This window comes from Micromonospora alfalfae (genome assembly GCF_022230925.1).
GTDB classification, from domain to species: Bacteria; Actinomycetota; Actinomycetes; order Mycobacteriales; family Micromonosporaceae; genus Micromonospora; species Micromonospora alfalfae.
This window is the reverse complement of sequence record NZ_JAKKFH010000055.1, coordinates 99780-115101: the sequence shown is the minus strand read 5'-3', so window position 1 is coordinate 115101 and position 15322 is coordinate 99780. Positions and strand designations below refer to the sequence as shown.

Genomic DNA, 15322 nt, shown 5'->3' with positions numbered 1-15322 from the left:
CGGGTGTGGCGTCGGGTCAGGGCCGGGCGATGGTGGCAGGCTGACGGGATGGATGAGACCCCGCTGCTGATCGTGGATGGCGCCAACGTGGTGGGCTCGCGCCCGAACGGGTGGTGGCGTGACCGTGCCGGGGCCGCTGCCCGGTTGCGTGACTCGCTCGCCCCGGTGGCCACAATCGGGTTGCCGGCCCGGCTGACCGCCCCGGTGGAGGTGGTCCTGGTGCTCGAGGGGGCCGCGCGGGACGTGCCGGGCACCGAGGGTGTCCGGGTGGTCTCCGCCGCCGGCTCCGGCGACGACACGGTGGTCGAGCTGGTGGAGGGTGCGCCGCGGCGTCGACGGCTGGTGGTCACCGCCGACCGGGAGTTGCGCGGGCGGGTGACGGCGCTGGGCGCCGAGGTGTACGGCCCGCGCTGGCTCCGCGAGAACCCGACCAGTAACTGAGAAGTTCTCGCACTGGGACTCCCACAGATCGGACTCCCGGCACTTCCGAGGGCCTTCCGGACAGGCGGGCAGGAACACCGACAGGGCGGATGTTCTTTCGGAACCGCCGATAGGCTCTAATGGAGATCTCCCCGCCCCCAGGAGGTTCCGCCGTGGCGAGCGTCGCCGAGCTGAAGGCTGCCATCGATGTCGCCCTCCAACAGATCGGAGACGGGCAGACAGCCGTGCAGGCGGCCGGCGAGAAGCTCTCCGAGGCACAGCAGACCCTGGCCGGAGCGCTGGAGGGCAGCGGGCACGAGACGGTGGAGGCGGCCCAGGCGTCGCTGACACAGGCCAGCCAGGAGCTGGAGGAGTGTCTCGCCGCGACACTTGTCGCGGTGGAGCAGGCGCAGCTCTACGTCTCCACCCTGTAGGCCGCCGTGTCCATCATCGAGGATGTCGGCGGGCAGGTCCGTGCCGCCACCGAGGAGTTCCCGGTGGCGCTGCTCGGGCAGGCGCTGGAGAAGTTCGGCCTGGCCGCGGAGCGGCTGCGCTGGGTACGACAGGAGTCGGCCAACCCGATGGGGGTGCCCGAGCTGTCCGCCGCCACCGAGCACGCCGAGAGCGCCGGCTACGCGCTGCGGGTGGCCCAGGAACAGCTGTCGGCCTACCTGACGGCGATCGGGCTCGGCGCCGACGGCGCCCCGGCGCCCCGCCCTGAGCAACGCGCTCCCCGACACGACACGCCACCGGCGTCCGGGCCCGCGGCGGTCGCGCCGGAGCCGGCCGAGCAGGTGCGGATGCGCCGCTGGTGGTCGGTGCGGGTGGCCGAGCTGACCGGCGGCCGCGAGGGCGCCGACGACGAACCCGACGAGCGGGTGGACGACTCCCAGGAGTTGCTGCGCCGAGTGGTGGGTGGTGTCCGCTCCGGCGACCGGGACCGGCTCCGCAAGGAGCTGCGCCGGGCCCCGGCCGACGTGGGGCTGGGCATGGCGGCGCTGGCGCCGCCACTGCTGCGCGAGCTGGCCGGCGAGTTGCTCGGGCACCCGCCGCGCGCCACCGACCTCGGGCGGCTGCGAGGCGAGTTGGACGGACGCGTCCGCGATCTGCTGCCCGGGTTGCCGCCGCCGGTGCTGGAGACGCTGCTGACCCGGGTGTGCCGGATGCCGCCACCGCGCGCCTCCGGGGAGCCACCGCACGCCGCCGACTCGGCGGTGACCGCCGGGGTGGCGACCGGGTTGCTGCTCGCCCGCCTCGGCCGGGACCTGCCGGCCGGCGGCGCGAGAGAACCGGCGGGGGCGAGAGAACCGGCGGGGGCGGGGCAGCCGGCGCGGGCCGGGCAGTCGACTGGCGCGCAACAACCGGGCGGGACCGGGCGACCGGGCGCGGTCCCCCGCGCGAGCGGTGCGGTCTCCCGCCCGAGCGGTGCGGCACAGCGGCCGGGCAGCGCCGACGCGCAGCGCTCCGGTGGCCTGCCGCCGCGCGCGGAGGGGCCGCCGCCGCGCCCCGGTGGGCTGCCCCCGCGCTCGGGCAGCCCCTGGCGGGACGCCCCGACGCGTCGGGGCTCCGATGGCTGACCGGCGCGGTCAGCTTGCCAGCCGGGTCCGGGCCACCCTCGCCGAGGCGTTGGGCGCCACCCGTACCCGGCTGTCCGCCGCCCAGGCCGACCTGACCGCCGGGCGGGAACGACTGGCCCGGGTCCAGCGGGCGGCGGCCGCCGTACCGCAGCGGGTGGGCACCCAACGGGACCGCCGCATCGCCGAGATCGACGCCCGCTACTCCACCCGGATCGCGGAGCTGGCCCGGCGGGCCGCCGACGCGGCCCGGCAGGAGGCGCCAGGCTGCGCCGGGGCCGACTGGGCCGGGTGGGCGCCGACGCCCGCCCGTCGAGCTGAGCCGCCCGGTGCGCTGCGGGTCGGCACGGTCCGGATCGACGGCGTCGACCCGGTGCCCGCGCTTGTGCCGTTGCTCGACGCCGGGCACGTCCACCTCTCCGGGGACGACCGCGCCGGCTGCGACGCGGTGGTCTCCTCGTTGCTGCTGCGGGCCGTCGGCCGCGCCAACCCCGGGGCGGTACGACTGATCGGGTACGACCCGGATCAGCTCGGCGGCGGACTGGCCGGGTTCGCCCCGTTGGGCACGGCGGGGCTGCTCACCTTCGTCGGCCCGGGCGGGCTGGGCCCGCTGCTGGACGACCTGGTGGAGCAGATCCGCCGGATCAACGAGACGGTTCTCGCCGGCGAGTACGCGTCGCTGCGCGAACTGGCGGCGGCGACCGGCCGACGACCAGAGCCGTGGCGGGTGGCGGTGCTGCTCGGCGGGGAGGAGCTGAACCGGCACGAGCGCGGGCAACTGGACCGGGTGGTGCGGGCCGGCGCGGCCTGCGGCGTACACCTGGTGGTGCACGGTGTGCCGTTGCCGGAGGACCCGACGGTGACCCGGGTGGTGGCCGGCGTGTCCGGCGCGCGGATCGGCGGTTCGGCCGGGTTGCCGGTTCGGCTGGACCCACCGCCACCGGCGGCGCTGGTCACCGAGACCTGCCGGGACGTCGCCGCCCGGGTGAACGCGGGCCCCCCGCCGACCCCCTTCACCGACCTGCTGCCCCCGCCCGAGCTGATGTGGCGGGAGGACTCCGCCGACGGGCTGACCGCCCCGATCGGTGAGGGCCCACAGGGCCGGCCGGTACGGCTGACGCTTGGCGACTACCCACCGCACGCGCTGATCGGCGGGCCCTCCGGCACCGGCAAGACGAACCTGATCTTCGCGTGGATCGGCGCCCTCGCCGCCCGCTACTCCCCCGCCGAGCTGGAGTTCTACCTGCTGGACTTCAAGGAGGGGGTCTCCTTCGCGCGGTTCGCGCAGGGCCGGCGCGACCCGAGTTGGCTGCCGCACATGCGGCTGGTCGGCATCAACGTCAACACCGACCGGGAGTTCGGGCTGGCGCTACTGCGCTTCCTCACCGAGGAGTTGCGCCGACGCGCCGACGCGGCCAAGAAGCACGAGGTGACCAAACTGGCCGAGCTGCGGGCGGTCGACCCGACCGGGCACTGGCCACGCATCGTCGCCGTGGTGGACGAGTTCCAGATGTTGCTGGCCGGCCGGGACGTGGTCGCCCGGGAGGCGGCCGACCTGCTGGAGGACCTGGCCCGGCGCGGCCGGTCCCAGGGCATCCACCTGGTCCTGGCCTCGCAGGACGTGCGGGGCATCGAGGCGCTGTGGGGTCGCCCCGCACTGGTCGCCCAGTTCACCCTGCGCATCGCGTTGCCCAAGGCGCTACGCATCCTCGCCGAGCGCAACGACGCGGCGCAGTCGCTGCCGCGCTGGCACGCGGTGGTCAACGCCGAGTCGGGCATGGTGGAGGGCAACGAGGTGGCCCGCATCCCGTCGGCCAGCGACTGGGAGACCTGGAGCGGGTTGCAGCACCGGCTGTGGCGGATGCGTGCCCCCGACGCGGCGCCGGCCCGGCTCTTCGACGGCGACGCGATCCCCCGGCTGGCGGACGCCCCGGACTTCCGGGCGCTCGCCGCACCGCCGGACGGGACCGCGCCGCGCAACCCGGTGGCATTGCTCGGCGAGATCATCGACGTGCAGTCCCGCTCGGCGTCGCTGCGGCTGCCGCGCGCCCCGGGCCGCAACCTCGCGGTGCTCGGCACCCGCGTCGACGAGGCGTGCGCGGTGCTCGACGCGGCGGCCCGGTCGCTGGCCCGCCAGCACCCGCCGGGCACCGCCCGGTTCTCCATCGCCTGCCTCGACCCGGACGCCGACCCGATCGCCCGCGCCCTCTACGACGACCTGGCCGACGACGCCGCCTGGTACGACGAGGAGACCGTGGGCGAGCTGATGGCCGAGACGGCCGACGGGCTCGGCGGCCCGGGAAGCCCGCACTACCTGCTGCTGTTCGCTGTCGACGCGGCAGCGGGTGCGTTGGCCGCCCGCGCGGGTCGGCGTACCGGCCTGGAGCAGCTGCGCCGGATCATGCACGACGGGCCGGAACGGCGCACACACGTGCTGGCCTGGTGGCGGGGTGTGGCCCGGATGCGCGCCGATCTCGGTGGGCCGGCCGCCCGTACCGACCAGATCGGCGCCTGGGTCGCCCTTGACGCGCACGGCGGCGAGTTGGGCTCGTCGCTCTATCCGGGCACCGGCGGCCCGGACTGGTATCCCCGCCCCTGGCGGGGGCTCTTCTTCGACCGGGCGGTGCACCGCACCGGTCAGGTGATCATCCCGTATGGACCGACACGATGAACGAACCGGTGACCAGCGAGACGTACGCGGCGCAACTGCGCCGGCTGGCCGACCTCAGCGCGCGGGTGCGCGAGCAGCGCGCCGAGGCGCACACCTGGCACGAGCGGCAGTGCGTTGCCGCCGAGCGGGCCGTCGCCGAGGCGGCCGAGCAGCTCCAGAGCGCCGAGGAGGAGCTGGTCGCCGCCCGTGAGCAGCAGGAACGGGTCGACGCCGAGGTGGCCCACCTGTGGCAGCAGGTCCGCTCCCGCCTCGGTGCCCGCCGCCTCGGCGGCCCGCCCGCCCCGGCGAACGGCGTCGGGGCCACCGACCCGGTGCTGCTGCTCGCCAAGGCTCGTGACCTGCTCGACAGGGCCGGCCAGCCGGGCGAGCTGCCGGGCTCGGTCAACCCGCTACTGGCGCTCTGCGGGGTGGCCGGCGGTGTGCTGGCGTACGCGCTGGGCGCCGGTGCCCGGGCGCTCGGCGTCGGGTACGGCGGCGACCTGGCCGTCGGACTGCCGGTGCTCGCGCTGGTGGTGACACTGCTCGGGCCGCTGGTCGGTCTGGTGCCGGCCCGGGTGCTGGCCGACCGCCGACACGCGGTGCTCGGTCCCCGACCGATCACCGTGGTGATCGGCGCCGGTCTGCTGACCACAGTGCTGCTGCTGGTCCTCGGCCGCTGACCCGGGGGCACGGCCTCGCCGCGCGGCGAGCCCTGATCGACTCGGCTTCCCGAAAACCGTGCTGTCCCTGCCTCGCGGACACCGCGACTTCCTGAAAACCGAGTCGATCACGGCCGACGAGCCCGTCCGGCCGGGACGGTCGATCAACCGCCGGCCTCAGGCCGGGACCAGGACGGCCTCGCGCAGCAGTCGACGGGCCAGGGTGACCCGGTCGGCGTCGTCGGGCAGGCCGGGCAGGTCACCGACCCGGGTGACAGTGCCGGTGAGCAGGGCGCGCGCGGCCGGCTCGCAGGTCGCCGGAAGGGTGATGGTGCGGTCGAAGAGCCGCAGCGCCACAGTGTCCGAGTCGTGCGGCACCAACTGCCAGCGCAGGCCGGGCCGCGGGGTGACCCGGGAGTCGGCGTCCAGGGTGGCCAGTGCGTCGGCCTGGGCGAGCGGTCGGATCGGGGCCGGGCGGGCGGCCGGCCAGGCCCGCTGCCGCAGTCGCGCGGCGACAGCGACCGGGTCGGCGCGCAGCAGCCAGTCCCGCAACGCCTCCACGGTCTCGGTCAGCTCCGGCTCGATGGCGTCCGGGTCGGCGACGTCGGTGCCGAACGGCAGGCTGGCCCGTAGCCGCTGGTCCTCGGCGGCCAGCGTCAACAATTCCTCGACCAGGTTGTAACGGGTGAGCGCGCGGATGCCCACTGTCAGGTGCAGCGAGCTGGTGTCCTGCGCCTGTGCGCTGTGCAGCCACCCCCGGGGCAGGTAGAGGGCGTCACCGGGGGCGAGCACCACGTCCAGCGCGGCCGGGCCCTGCGCGGTGGCACCGACCTCGTCGGCGCGCCCACCCCAGTGCTGCTTCTCCAGCGGGTCCGGTAGCACCGGCGGGTGGATCCGCCAGTGCTTGCGGCCGTCGACCTGAAGCACGAACACGTCGTGGGTGTCGTAGTGGGTGGCGAAGCCCTGGCTGCCGGCCGGGGTCAGGTAGGCGTTGATCTGCAACGGCTGGTTGAGCGCGAGGCCCAGGTCGCGGGCGAAGTCGACGAGCGGCGGCCAGATCCGGTGCAGCCCCTGCAACACCAGTGTGGCCCCGGACGCGTACTGCTCCAGGACCCGCTCGTCGAGCACCTGGTCGCCGATCTCGGCGCCCGCGCCGCCGCCGCCGGTCCAGCGTGACGCAGCGACCAACTGGCCGTCCTTGGCGACGCGCAGGAACGGGGTACGCAGACCACGCCGGCTCAGCAACTCGTCGGCGTCGGCGGGGCTGAGAAGATCGGTGAAGCCGGCCGGGTCGGGCAGTTCGGCGGCTCGGGACAGCAGCGGGGTGCGCCCCCAGTGCGCGGCGGCGAACTTGGCCGGTTCGACCGAGACGCAGCGGGCCAGCGCGGCGGTGGCCTCAGCGGACGGGACCGCCGGGCGGCCGTGGTGGCCGCCCGGCGGGTCGAGGTAGGTCATGGCGAGCCGCTATCGGGCGCTGCCGTCAGCGCCACCGTCCTGCTGGCCCGGGGTGGCACCACCATCGGCGGGACCTTCCGCGCCGCCGTCGGCGCCACCGTCGTGCTGACCCGGGGTGGCACCGCCGTCAGCGGGACCCTCCGCGCCGCCATCGGCGCCACCGTCGTGCTGACCGGGGGTCGCACCGCCGTCAGCGGGACCCTCCGCGCCGCCATCGGCACCACCGTCGTGCTGACCGGGGGTCGCACCGCCGTCAGCGGGACCCTCCGCGCCGCCGCCGCCGGTGGTCTGCATGTCGTCATCGTTGAGTGCCATCGGTACTCCCTCGGGTGTGCCGCCCCGCCGTACGCCGGGGTCCGTCGTGCTGCGGGTGGTACCCCACGCGCGATCTTCTCTAACCCTCACCGTAGACGCCGAACCACTGCGACACGGGCAGTTCACGAGCGGCGGCGCAGAGTGCCAGGATGGGGTGGTGATCCTGGTGGGCACGTCCGGTTGGCAGTACCGGGACTGGCGCGGCCGCTTCTACCCGCAGCGGCTGCCGCAGCGACTCTGGCTGGAGCACTTCGCTGCCGGGTTCGCCACTGTCGAGGTCAACAACGCCTTCTACCGGCTGCCCGAACGGGACACCTTCGCCGCCTGGCGGGCACGGACCCCGGCGGACTTCTGCATCGCGGTGAAGATGAGCCGCTACCTCACCCACATCAAGCGGCTGCGCGACCCGGCGGAGCCGGTGGCCCGGTTCCTCGGCCGCGCCACCGCGCTCGGTGACCGGCTCGGCCCGGTGCTGTTGCAACTCCCACCGAACCTGCGGGCGGACGTCGAGGCGCTGGACGCGACGCTGCGACTGTTTCCGGCGGAGGTGCGGGTCGCTGTCGAACCCCGGCACCCCTCCTGGTGGACCGACGCCACCCGGGCGGTGCTGGAACGGCGTCGGGCCGCGCTGGTCTGGGCGGACCGACTGGGACGCCCGGTCGCCCCCCGCTGGCGCACCACCGACTTCGGCTACCTGCGGCTGCACGAGGGGCGGGCGCGGCCGTGGCCCCGCTACGGTCGGGCCGCGCTGCGATCCTGGGTGGGCCGGCTGGCCGACGCCTTCGGGCCGGACGAGCCGGCGTACGTCTACTTCAACAACGATCCGGGCGGGGCCGCGATCGTGGACGCCGTCGCGTTCGCCGCGCTGGCCCGAAGGGCCGGGCACCCGGTGTCCCGGGTACCGACCGCCGCCGAGGCGGCCGCTGCCGACGACTGAGCCCGCCCGACAACGGTCGGGCGGGCTCGCGCTGTCAGGGCGTCACGGCATCATCGTGGCAAGGTCCTTGGGCATTGTGTCCTTCACGTCCTGCCACTCACCCTGGGTGACATGACGGCGCAGCGTGTCCAGCACCACCTGCGTCACCCGCTCCGCGCCGCCCTCCGCGTCGTACGGGAAGCCCTGCCGAACCTCGTAGAGGAAGTCGTCGCGGTTGAGTTTGATCGGCACGTCGGACGGCACCCAGCCGTCGAAGTAGATCCCCCGCACCAGCACCGGCAACTGCTGGGCGAACTCCACGCTCTCGTTCACCGGCAGCCGGTCTCGCAGCAGGTGCAGCACAGTGCGCAGGGCCGCGTACGACTGGTTGCGCCGGTCCTTCGGCCAGCCGTAGGCGTTCTCGATGTCCTTGAGAATGAGGTTCGTCTTGTCCAGCGAGGACTCGAACGCTGAGATCATCGCGTCAGCCATCGGTCGACCCCCGTTCCGTGCTGTCCCACCGTCGGTCGTCGGCGCGACGCGGCGGCCCCACCGGGCCGCGGCGGGCCCGCACCGGGCTGCCCTGCGGGGCGCGCCGGGCGTTGTCGGGCGTGCCGACCACGTGCAGGACGGCACCACGCCGTCGATCCGTCACCACTCGAACCGTCATCCCCGTCACCTCCGTGTCGTCTCCGGCGTCGGCCGTCCACGGGGCGGCCGTACCCACCGCGTCCACCCTCCCTGTGGGTGGGGTGAGTCGTCCCCACCCGGATCGGGTGAGGTCACCCGGCGTCGAGGAGGCCCGCGAGGGTCGTCGCGTTGGTCTGCGCGTAGTCGCGATAGCAGTTGTTCATGAGCACGTGGGTCTGCCCGGCCTCGTCGGCCAGTTCGCGCAGCTTCGGCGCCCAGTCCGCCAGCTCCCGCTTGGAGTAGTGGTAGCCGAACTTCTCGTGAATGTCCTTACTTGTCCACTTGTCGCTGTGCCCGTGGAAGCGCATGACCGCGAGGTCAGCGGTGGCGGCCAGCACCGGAGGCAGCGACGAGCGGTGGCCCTGCGGCATGTCCACGCAGACGTACGGCAGTTTGTGCTCGCGCAGGAAGGCCAGGGTCTCGTCGGCGTTGTCGCCGTCGAACCAGGAGGCGTGCCGGAACTCGTACACCGGGCGCAGTGGCGCGCAGCGCTTCGCCACCTCCAGCAGGTACTGCTTGTTGGCCCGCTTGATGGTGAACCAGGGTGGGAACTGGAACAGCAGCGCGCCAAGCTTGCCGGCCTCGACCAACGGGTCCAGCGCGGACAGGAAGCGCGTCCAGACCTCCTCGTACGACTGCGCGGGCAGGTCGTCGGGGTAGACGTTCTTCTTGTCGGTCTCCGGGCGCAGGTCCTTGTAGAGCGCGCTGACCCGGGTGGGGTGCCCGGTCAGCAGGCTGAACGCCTTGATGTTGAAGGTGAAGCCGGCCGGGGTGCGCTCGGCCCACAGCCGCGCTGTCGCCTCGGCGGGCGGCGAGTAGTAGGTGGCGTCCACTTCGACCAGCGGGAACTGCCGGGCGTAGTAGGCCAGCCGCTTCTCCGGGGTGTCGGCGGTCTGCGGATACCACCCCGATTCCAGCAGTGTGCGGTCGGTCCAGGACGCGGTGCCCACGAGGATGTCACCCATTGTGGAAGTCCATCGCGTCGCGGACCGACCGGCAACCGCTGGGGTGGCTCAGGCCGCCCGCCGCTCGCGAGTCTGCTTGCACGTCACACAGGTGGTGGCGGACGGGAAGATCTCCAGCCGCTCCACCGGGATCGCCGCCGAGCAGCCCTCGCACCAGCCGTAGGTGCCCTCCTCGAGCCGGCCGAGGGCGTGCTCGTACTGGGCGCGGCGGTCGAGGATGGTACGCAACAGGGACTGGGCGGTGTCCCGCTCGGCCGTCTTGGTGCCGCTGTCGGCCTGGTCGTCGCCGGCGGTGTCGCCGACCTCCACCAGCCGCAGCACCTGGCTCTGGAGCACCGCCTGGTCGTACTCCGCGGTCAGCTCGTCGTAGCGCGCCTGGAGCGACTGTCGGATCTGGTCGATCTCCGTCTGGGACCGGGTCGTCGTACCGACCGTGTCGTGGACGAGCATCGCTGCCTGCCTTTCCTGGGCCTGTGGCTCAAGGTGAACCGGGTGCCGGCGGCGCGGGGCCCCGGTCACGGTCGCGTTCGGTGCGCGGGCGATCACCCGCGCTCTGTGAGCCGGGCGAGTACCCGCCGGACCAGCCGTACAAACCGACAAATTCTCGGTTGTCGTCAGTCGTTCGCCCCGGGCTGCACGAGCGCCGGTCGGCGGGGGTCGTCGGCGCGTACCACGACGTCGGCGAAGCTCGCCGGGACGACCTCCTCGGCGTACCGGTCGAAGGCCGGCAGCGCCCACTGCTGGGCCGGTTCGGTACGCCGACGCAGCGCCGCCGGGGACAGCTCCAGGTGGACTGTCACGTCGAAGGGCAGGCCGCCGCCGAGCAGCAGCGAGCCGCTGACCAGGACGACGCCGCCGGGTGCCAGGTCGACGTAAGGGGCGCGACTGGCCCGGTCGGCGTCGGCGTCCCAGAGCGACGGAAGCAGCCGGCCGTTGCCACCCGGACCGGCCGGGTCGAGCACCTCCCGGCGCAGCCCGGCCTCGTCGACCCATGCCTCGTAGAAGGAGTCCGGGTTGGTGCGCCCCAACTCGAAGCGCAGCGACGCGGGGCGCAGGAAGTCGGTGGCGCGGACGTGCAGCACCGGATGGCCCTGGGCACGCAGCGGGTCGACCAGCGCCGCGGCCAGTTCGTCGACGCGGGCGGCGGGTGCGCCGTCCACTGCCACCCGCAGCCGCGCGGGCCCGGCGGCGGCGTTCGCGGCGCGGGTAGCCGCGTCGGCCAGCCGGCCGGTCAGCTCGGTGACGAGCAGGTCGGGCGAGATGGGGCGGATGCGCACCGGACCATCCTGCCCCGCGCCGGGTACGTCGGTGCCGCCGGTCAGCCGCTGCGGTCGATGGTGACCCGGGCGTCGTCGGCCAGCCGGTAGCCCACGCCGTAGACGGTGGTGACCAGCGGGACGTCCACGCCGACCTTGCCGCGCAGCCGACGCACGTGCACGTCGACGGTGCGCACGCCGGCGTGCTCGTAGCCCCACACGGCGTTGAGCAGTTGCAGCCTGGTGAACACCCGGCGTGGGTGGGCGACCAGGTGCAGCAGCAGGTCGAACTCCAGCCGGGTCAGCGGCAGCGGCTCCTCGTCGCGCAGCACCGAGCGCGACGAGGCGAGGATGTGCAGGGCCGGAATGGTCGAGCTGATCGGGCGGGCCGGCGACCGGCTGGCGGGCGCCTGGTCGGGGCGGCGTTCGGCCGGAACCGAGCCGATGATCACCCCTTCGCCCCGTTCCAGCATCTCGCGAGCGGCCTCCAACAGCCGACGCGCCGCCGGGGTCAGCGACTCCTCACAGGCCAGCGGGATGGACAGCGTCACGGTGAGCACGGGCGCGGCGGTGTTCGCCGGGCGACGCTGGCCGCCGGGGGGTCGACCGGGCACCGCGGGCTGGGACGTATGCCATCCGGCGCGCGACGAGGCGGGGCTGACCGACATGGTCCTCCTTGGGCTGGTCCGGGTATCTCCCCACGGCCCGGGACGCCGCTTCATCGATGCTTCCCGGCGCCTGGGCGAGGGTCAAGAGGCGGCTGCGTTGCATGAATGTGACAATTGACGAACACATCGGAGCCAAATGCTCGCTCTGCGTACGAGGCCTGATGATTACAGCAGAGTCGTCGAGATGCCCCGTTACGGGGGTCCCCGACCGGTTCACCAGGCGGTCACATCGCCGCCGGACCAGGGCTCAGCTGCTGTGATCCACGCTGATCGGGGCCTCGTCGGCCAGCCGGTAGCCGACGCCGTAGACGGTGGTGACCACCTCCGAGCCGTCCAGCTTGGCGCGCAGCCGCCGGACGTGCACGTCCACCGTCCGGGCCACCGCGTGCTCGTAGCCCCAGACGCTGGAGAGCAGTTGCAGGCGGGTGAAGACCCGGCGCGGCCGCTCGGCCAGGAACAGCAGCAGCTCGTACTCGATGCGGGTCAGCGCGATGACCCGGTCGCCCTGGCGGACCATCCGCGAGCCGGCCAGGATGCGGACGTGGTCCGGCGCGGCGGGGCGCGGGGCCGGTGGTGGCACCGACGCGGGGTCCTCCACGGTACGCAGTCGACCCTCCCCCGACTCGGCCAGCTCGCCGAGCAGCTGCACCAGCCGGGCCAGCCGGGGGCTCAGCGGCCCGGGGACGAGGTCGAGGGTGATGGTCAGGGTCGGGCTGGTGCGCGGACGGGCCGGCGGGCGCACGCCGGGGTGGCGGCGCGTGGGGATGGCGACGACGGACATGGTGCCTCCTGAGTGGCGGTACGCGCGCCACGCCGGGTGTGGCGTGACGGTCAGCGGCGCGCCCAGCCGGCGTTGACCGGGGACGCGAGGGCAGAGGGGCGGTGCAGCGGGGTCGGGCCGAGGGCCGGCAGGCCGGCGATCCGCCAGGCCGCGAACCCACCGACCACATCGGTGGCCCGGTGCAGGCCGACGTCCTGCAACGCGGCGGCGGCCAGCGACGAGGTGTAGCCCTCCTGACAGAGGATCACCACCGGCACGTCGTAGTCGACGGCCTGTGGCAGCCGGGCCGCGCAGCGTGGGTCGAAGCGCCACTCCAGCACGTTGCGTTCGACGATGAGCGAGCCCGGCACCACGCCGTGCGCGGCCCGCTGCGCGGCCGGGCGGATGTCGACGAGTAGCGACCCGCTCCGGTACGCCAGGTGCGCCCGCTCCGGGTCCAGCCGGCGCAGCCGGGCCCGCGCGGCGGCCAGGATCTCGTCGACGCCCCGGGAGCCCGGTGGCGGCACGGGGGCGGGACAGTGCTCGGCGGTTGTCTGCATTCTCGGTTCCTTCCGGTGACAGGGTTTCTCGGTGCGCGCGGCTACCAGGACCGGCCGGCCTCGGCGACCTCGGAGACCCGCAGCCGCCCGTCGAGGATGTGGTAGCGGGTCATCCGCAGCAGCGCCGGCCGGTAGACGTGCACGCTGACCGCCGGGTCGACACCTCGGTTTGTCACCTGGTGCACGTGCCGGGCGCCGAAGCGGCGGCCCGTGCCGGCCGGCAGCAGTCGGGGGCGTAGTCGACCGGCGCTGACCGTCTCCTCGGTGAGCACGCCGCTGACCACCCGGAACGCCCCGGAGGAGCCGCCGTGGTCGTGCAGGTCGGTGCCCTGCCCGGGCAGCCAGCTCAGCGCCCACACCTCGTGCTCGTCGCTGACGGCGAGGCGGGCGTACCAGCGCTCGGCGCTGTCGAAACGCAGCGCGACCGGCCAACCGGCCGGGTCGGCCCAGCCGCGGGCAACGGTGAGCAGGTCGGGCTCCGGACGGTGCTGCGTCATGGCGGTTCCTCGCGGTCGTTCGGCGGGGTGCCCTCGTACTCTAGGCGGTAAAGCCTATAGGTTTAGTAGGTAATTCCGCCTGGTGGGACGCAGGTCAGCCGCCCGGGTGAATCAACGCAGCACGGGCGGGTCCGCGCGGTAGCCCGGCAACGAGGGCCAGCGCACCGTCAACACCACCGACGCGCGCTCGGCGAACCAGGAATGGTCCACCCCACGGGCCCACACCACGTAGTCGCCCGGCGCGGCCAGCCGAACCGTCCGGTCCGGCAACTCCACCCGGAAACACCCCTCGACGAGTACGAGCAGAGTGGTGCGCACCTCGCCGGTCGCCCACCGCGACCGGGCCTGCCCAGGCGGATGCACGCCCCACTTCACCTCGACGTCGGTGCTGTGCCGGATCTCCCCCGGCGGCGCGAAGTGCCCGAGCAGCCAACCGGCGTTGGTGGCGCCGTCAACTCCCGCGTTGCCCACGTACACCGTCTCACCCATCGGACCTCTCCCCCAGCGCGCCGGCCGAGCAACCTATCAGGACAGGTGTGGCTAACCTGGACCGGTGACCGAGAACCTCGACGCCGAGACGCTGGCGTTCGCGCACCGGATGTTCGACCTGGCCCGAGCCGGCGCCACCGACGAGCTGGCGGCGCAGATCGACGCCGGACTGCCGGTCAACCTCACCAACGACAAGGGCGACACGCTGCTCATCCTGGCCGCGTACCACGCCCACCCGGACACGGTGGCCGCCCTGCTCAGCCGCGGCGCCGACCACACCCGGGCCAACGACCGAGGTCAGACCGCGTTGGCCGCGGCGGTCTTCCGCAGCAGCACCGAGGCGGTCCGCGCGCTCCTCGCCGCCGGCGCCGATCCGGCACACGGCAACCCCTCGGCCGTCGAGACCGCGCGCTTCTTCGACCTACCGGAGATGACCGAGCTGCTGCGCGTCGGCTGACACCGGCACGGCCGGCCGGTATACAGGGTCGGTGGAAGATCCTCTACCGGAGCAGATGCGGTCCGCCGGCACCGCGCTGCTGACCGCGCTCGACCCCGCCGCCCGCGAGAGCGCCATGCACTCGTTCGACGACGAGGCGGCCCGACGCTGGCTGGAGTACCGGCCCCGACCCCGACCGGGCGTCTGCCTCGCCGAACTCGACGTCACCGCCCGCAAGGCCGCGCACCGGTTGCTGGCCACCGCGCTCAGCCCCTCGGCGTACGCACAGGCGATGGCGATCATCTCGCTGGAGGAGGTGCTGGACCGGGCCGAGGGCTGGCAGCGCGGGCGGCACAGCGCCGACTACTGGGTGGCCGTGTTCGGCGACCCGGCGCGCGACGACCGTTGGGCGTGGCGACTCGAAGGGCACCACCTGTCGGTGAACATGACAGTGGTGGACGGTCAGGTCTCCCCCGCGCCGATCTTCTTCGGCGCCAACCCTGCCGCGGTCCGCTACGCCGGCCGGCCGGTCTCCCGCCCACTCGGTGTGGAGGAGGACCTGGCCCGCGCCCTGCTCGACGCGCTGGGCCCGGCCGAGCGGGCCGCCGCGATCATCGCCGACGAGGCACCGGCGGACATCATCAGCGCCACCCGTGGGCGGGTCGACGCGCCACTGGAGCCCCTCGGCGTACCGGCGCAGCGACTCGGACCGACCGGCCGCGCGCTGCTCGACCAGGTGGTCGCCCTCTACCTCGACCGGCTTCCGCCCGAGCTGGCCATCCGGGAGGCGACCCGCCTGGACGCCGGCCCGCTGCACTTCGCCTGGGCCGGCCCGACCCACCCCGGGCGGCGACACTACTACCGGGTGCAGGGCGACGACCTGCTGATCGAGTACGACAACACCACAGCGGACGGCAACCACGCGCACACCGTCCTACGCCGCCCCGCCAGCGACTTCGGCGCCGACGTCCTGGCAACCCACCACCAAACCCACCCCCACTAACCCGCCCCC

At 74.0% G+C, this 15322-nt stretch carries 20 protein-coding genes; 8 read left to right on the top strand and 12 right to left on the bottom strand.

Going from position 1 to position 15322, the window contains the following annotated elements:
* Positions 1 to 48: 48 nt before the first annotated feature.
* From MED01_RS31845 to MED01_RS31825, 5 genes are all read left to right on the top strand, one after another.
* On the top strand, positions 49 to 441 hold the full coding sequence (locus MED01_RS31845; RefSeq protein WP_238672157.1) for a PIN domain-containing protein: 393 nt from the start codon (positions 49 to 51) through the stop codon (positions 439 to 441).
* Positions 442 to 593: 152 nt separating this feature from the next.
* On the top strand, positions 594 to 854 hold the full coding sequence (locus MED01_RS31840) for a hypothetical protein (RefSeq protein ID WP_030332749.1): 261 nt from the start codon (positions 594 to 596) through the stop codon (positions 852 to 854).
* 6 nt (positions 855 to 860) lie between these two features.
* On the top strand, positions 861 to 1997 hold the full coding sequence (locus MED01_RS31835) for a hypothetical protein (RefSeq protein ID WP_238672156.1): 1137 nt from the start codon (positions 861 to 863) through the stop codon (positions 1995 to 1997).
* Positions 1990 to 4665, top strand: coding sequence for an FtsK/SpoIIIE domain-containing protein (locus MED01_RS31830; protein ID WP_238672155.1), 2676 nt, complete (start codon positions 1990 to 1992; stop codon positions 4663 to 4665). The genes MED01_RS31835 and MED01_RS31830 overlap by 8 nt, the downstream gene beginning before the upstream one ends.
* Positions 4662 to 5324: a hypothetical protein gene (locus tag MED01_RS31825; protein WP_238672154.1), complete on the top strand. Its 663-nt coding sequence runs from the start codon at positions 4662 to 4664 to the stop codon at positions 5322 to 5324. Before MED01_RS31830 ends, MED01_RS31825 begins: the two co-directional genes overlap by 4 nt.
* A 156-nt stretch (positions 5325 to 5480) precedes the next feature.
* Here the strand turns inward: MED01_RS31825 and MED01_RS31820 are convergent, their stop codons facing one another.
* Together MED01_RS31820 and MED01_RS31815 are read right to left on the bottom strand one after the other, a co-directional pair.
* Entirely contained in the window at positions 5481 to 6758 is a 1278-nt protein-coding gene (locus tag MED01_RS31820) for a cupin domain-containing protein (RefSeq protein WP_238672153.1), read from the bottom strand.
* A gap of 9 nt (positions 6759 to 6767) precedes the next feature.
* Positions 6768 to 7073 (bottom strand): hypothetical protein, encoded by a 306-nt coding sequence (locus MED01_RS31815; protein ID WP_238672152.1) that lies wholly within the window; start codon positions 7071 to 7073, stop codon positions 6768 to 6770.
* 157 nt (positions 7074 to 7230) lie between these two features.
* Between MED01_RS31815 and MED01_RS31810 the strand changes: the two genes are divergently transcribed.
* Positions 7231 to 8010 carry a DUF72 domain-containing protein gene (locus MED01_RS31810; RefSeq protein WP_238672151.1) on the top strand — a complete coding sequence of 260 codons (780 nt, stop codon included), beginning with the start codon at positions 7231 to 7233 and terminating at the stop codon, positions 8008 to 8010.
* 42 nt (positions 8011 to 8052) lie between these two features.
* Here the strand turns inward: MED01_RS31810 and MED01_RS31805 are convergent, their stop codons facing one another.
* The 10 genes from MED01_RS31805 to MED01_RS31760 form a co-directional block, all read right to left on the bottom strand.
* A complete protein-coding gene (locus tag MED01_RS31805; RefSeq protein ID WP_238672150.1) occupies positions 8053 to 8481 on the bottom strand; it encodes a DUF2267 domain-containing protein in 429 nt (142 codons plus the stop codon).
* Positions 8474 to 8659 carry a hypothetical protein gene (locus MED01_RS31800; protein ID WP_238672149.1) on the bottom strand — a complete coding sequence of 62 codons (186 nt, stop codon included), beginning with the start codon at positions 8657 to 8659 and terminating at the stop codon, positions 8474 to 8476. Before MED01_RS31800 ends, MED01_RS31805 begins: the two co-directional genes overlap by 8 nt.
* Positions 8660 to 8771: 112 nt before the next feature.
* The gene (locus tag MED01_RS31795) at positions 8772 to 9644 is read right to left on the bottom strand and encodes a DUF72 domain-containing protein (protein WP_238672148.1); all 873 of its coding nucleotides are present in this window, start codon (positions 9642 to 9644) and stop codon (positions 8772 to 8774) included.
* A gap of 48 nt (positions 9645 to 9692) precedes the next feature.
* On the bottom strand, positions 9693 to 10094 hold the full coding sequence (locus MED01_RS31790; protein ID WP_238672147.1) for a TraR/DksA family transcriptional regulator: 402 nt from the start codon (positions 10092 to 10094) through the stop codon (positions 9693 to 9695).
* Between the two features lie 164 nt (positions 10095 to 10258).
* Positions 10259 to 10921: a nucleoside/nucleotide kinase family protein gene (locus MED01_RS31785; RefSeq protein WP_238672146.1), complete on the bottom strand. Its 663-nt coding sequence runs from the start codon at positions 10919 to 10921 to the stop codon at positions 10259 to 10261.
* 41 nt (positions 10922 to 10962) lie between these two features.
* Positions 10963 to 11568: a winged helix-turn-helix domain-containing protein gene (locus MED01_RS31780; RefSeq protein ID WP_238672145.1), complete on the bottom strand. Its 606-nt coding sequence runs from the start codon at positions 11566 to 11568 to the stop codon at positions 10963 to 10965.
* Between the two features lie 247 nt (positions 11569 to 11815).
* Positions 11816 to 12349: a winged helix-turn-helix domain-containing protein gene (locus MED01_RS35930; protein WP_274526567.1), complete on the bottom strand. Its 534-nt coding sequence runs from the start codon at positions 12347 to 12349 to the stop codon at positions 11816 to 11818.
* Positions 12350 to 12399: 50 nt separating this feature from the next.
* Entirely contained in the window at positions 12400 to 12888 is a 489-nt protein-coding gene (locus MED01_RS31770) for a rhodanese-like domain-containing protein (protein WP_238672144.1), read from the bottom strand.
* Positions 12889 to 12929: 41 nt separating this feature from the next.
* Positions 12930 to 13385 carry a cysteine dioxygenase gene (locus MED01_RS31765; RefSeq protein WP_238672143.1) on the bottom strand — a complete coding sequence of 152 codons (456 nt, stop codon included), beginning with the start codon at positions 13383 to 13385 and terminating at the stop codon, positions 12930 to 12932.
* Positions 13386 to 13496: 111 nt separating this feature from the next.
* Positions 13497 to 13874, bottom strand: a complete 378-nt coding sequence (locus MED01_RS31760; RefSeq protein WP_030490949.1) for a signal peptidase I — start codon at positions 13872 to 13874, stop codon at positions 13497 to 13499.
* A 109-nt stretch (positions 13875 to 13983) separates the two neighbouring features.
* On the opposite strand from MED01_RS31760, the gene MED01_RS31755 reads away from it, so the two are divergent.
* Together MED01_RS31755 and MED01_RS31750 are read left to right on the top strand one after the other, a co-directional pair.
* Positions 13984 to 14331: an ankyrin repeat domain-containing protein gene (locus tag MED01_RS31755; protein WP_274526580.1), complete on the top strand. Its 348-nt coding sequence runs from the start codon at positions 13984 to 13986 to the stop codon at positions 14329 to 14331.
* A gap of 31 nt (positions 14332 to 14362) precedes the next feature.
* Positions 14363 to 15313: a DUF3500 domain-containing protein gene (locus MED01_RS31750; RefSeq protein WP_238672142.1), complete on the top strand. Its 951-nt coding sequence runs from the start codon at positions 14363 to 14365 to the stop codon at positions 15311 to 15313.
* Positions 15314 to 15322 lie beyond the last annotated feature (9 nt).

Bases quoted from the DNA above. Each gene is read 5' to 3' on its own strand.
- MED01_RS31845 (WP_238672157.1), top strand. From the start codon at position 49: ATGGATGAGACCCCGCTGCTGATCGTGGATGGCGCCAACGTGGTGGGC.
- MED01_RS31830 (WP_238672155.1), top strand. From the start codon at position 1,990: ATGGCTGACCGGCGCGGTCAGCTTGCCAGCCGGGTCCGGGCCACCCTC.
- MED01_RS31825 (WP_238672154.1), top strand. From the start codon at position 4,662: ATGAACGAACCGGTGACCAGCGAGACGTACGCGGCGCAACTGCGCCGG.
- MED01_RS31820 (WP_238672153.1), bottom strand. From the start codon at position 6,758: ATGACCTACCTCGACCCGCCGGGCGGCCACCACGGCCGCCCGGCGGTC.
- MED01_RS31815 (WP_238672152.1), bottom strand. From the start codon at position 7,073: ATGGCACTCAACGATGACGACATGCAGACCACCGGCGGCGGCGGCGCG.
- MED01_RS31805 (WP_238672150.1), bottom strand. From the start codon at position 8,481: ATGGCTGACGCGATGATCTCAGCGTTCGAGTCCTCGCTGGACAAGACG.
- MED01_RS31800 (WP_238672149.1), bottom strand. From the start codon at position 8,659: ATGACGGTTCGAGTGGTGACGGATCGACGGCGTGGTGCCGTCCTGCAC.
- MED01_RS31795 (WP_238672148.1), bottom strand. From the start codon at position 9,644: ATGGGTGACATCCTCGTGGGCACCGCGTCCTGGACCGACCGCACACTG.
- MED01_RS31790 (WP_238672147.1), bottom strand. From the start codon at position 10,094: ATGCTCGTCCACGACACGGTCGGTACGACGACCCGGTCCCAGACGGAG.
- MED01_RS31780 (WP_238672145.1), bottom strand. From the start codon at position 11,568: ATGTCGGTCAGCCCCGCCTCGTCGCGCGCCGGATGGCATACGTCCCAG.
- MED01_RS35930 (WP_274526567.1), bottom strand. From the start codon at position 12,349: ATGTCCGTCGTCGCCATCCCCACGCGCCGCCACCCCGGCGTGCGCCCG.
- MED01_RS31770 (WP_238672144.1), bottom strand. From the start codon at position 12,888: ATGCAGACAACCGCCGAGCACTGTCCCGCCCCCGTGCCGCCACCGGGC.
- MED01_RS31765 (WP_238672143.1), bottom strand. From the start codon at position 13,385: ATGACGCAGCACCGTCCGGAGCCCGACCTGCTCACCGTTGCCCGCGGC.
- MED01_RS31760 (WP_030490949.1), bottom strand. From the start codon at position 13,874: ATGGGTGAGACGGTGTACGTGGGCAACGCGGGAGTTGACGGCGCCACC.
- MED01_RS31755 (WP_274526580.1), top strand. From the start codon at position 13,984: ATGTTCGACCTGGCCCGAGCCGGCGCCACCGACGAGCTGGCGGCGCAG.